Raw genomic sequence first — 721 nt, forward strand, 5'->3', positions numbered from 1 at the left:
CAGGCGGTCTACCAAACGGATAAATCTGGGAGGCGACGGAAAAATCGCCTCTCTCTATTTCAGGTTCTCGGCACCGAATAGCCGCACTTTCTGACGACCGCTAACAGCAATTGCTGTTTCTCGCAGGCAAGCGCCCAATCATTGCCCAAAAGCTCGCCTATTACGCCTATCCGGAATTCTGAGATCTGTATGATGTCCAGTAAACCACGGACTGTGTCTGGACCATCAAACCTGCCCTTGGGAGGAGGGACTGTCATGACCAGCAACCCCATCGACGCCTATATCGCCGAGCACGGCCTCCTGAATACCATCGAAACACTTCTGGCCGCCCCGGAAACGTTGAACGCGACAGAAGCGGAGGTCGCCACAAAGATGCGGATCATAGCCCAGACCCTGTCCGTGCCGAAGGAAACCAAGGAATGTGTCGCGCCACTGATGGACACACTGCCGCAGCTTCGAGAAAAGACCGAGTGACGCAACCCTCCTTGTGACCGGGACATAAAACGGGCAAATGCTCGTATCCCGTTGGCGCGCTTGCGGAGAGCTTCGATCCGGGCATCGTCAACTTAACGGAATGTGGAATTCGATGTGTGATGAAGGTTCCTGACAGACCGTGATCCACTCCATCGCCGACATTGCTTTCCCGCTGAAGTCATTGCCCATGCCGTGTGGCTCTATTACCGTTTCCCTCTGAGCCTGCGAATGGTCGAGGACTTGCTGG

At 55.2% G+C, this 721-nt stretch carries 1 protein-coding gene and 1 pseudogene; both read left to right on the forward strand.

Features of this window, described 5'->3' with window-relative positions; genetic code table 11:
- The first annotated feature begins 255 nt into the window (after positions 1 to 255).
- Complete coding sequence (locus PDO_RS16790) at positions 256 to 474, forward strand: hypothetical protein (protein WP_007604473.1); 219 nt, start codon at positions 256 to 258, stop codon at positions 472 to 474.
- A gap of 129 nt (positions 475 to 603) precedes the next feature.
- Positions 604 to 721 (forward strand): annotated as a pseudogene (locus PDO_RS28010) (IS6 family transposase); the annotation flags it as partial.

Source organism: Rhizobium sp. PDO1-076 (assembly GCF_000247475.1).
Lineage (GTDB): Bacteria > Pseudomonadota > Alphaproteobacteria > Rhizobiales > Rhizobiaceae > Allorhizobium.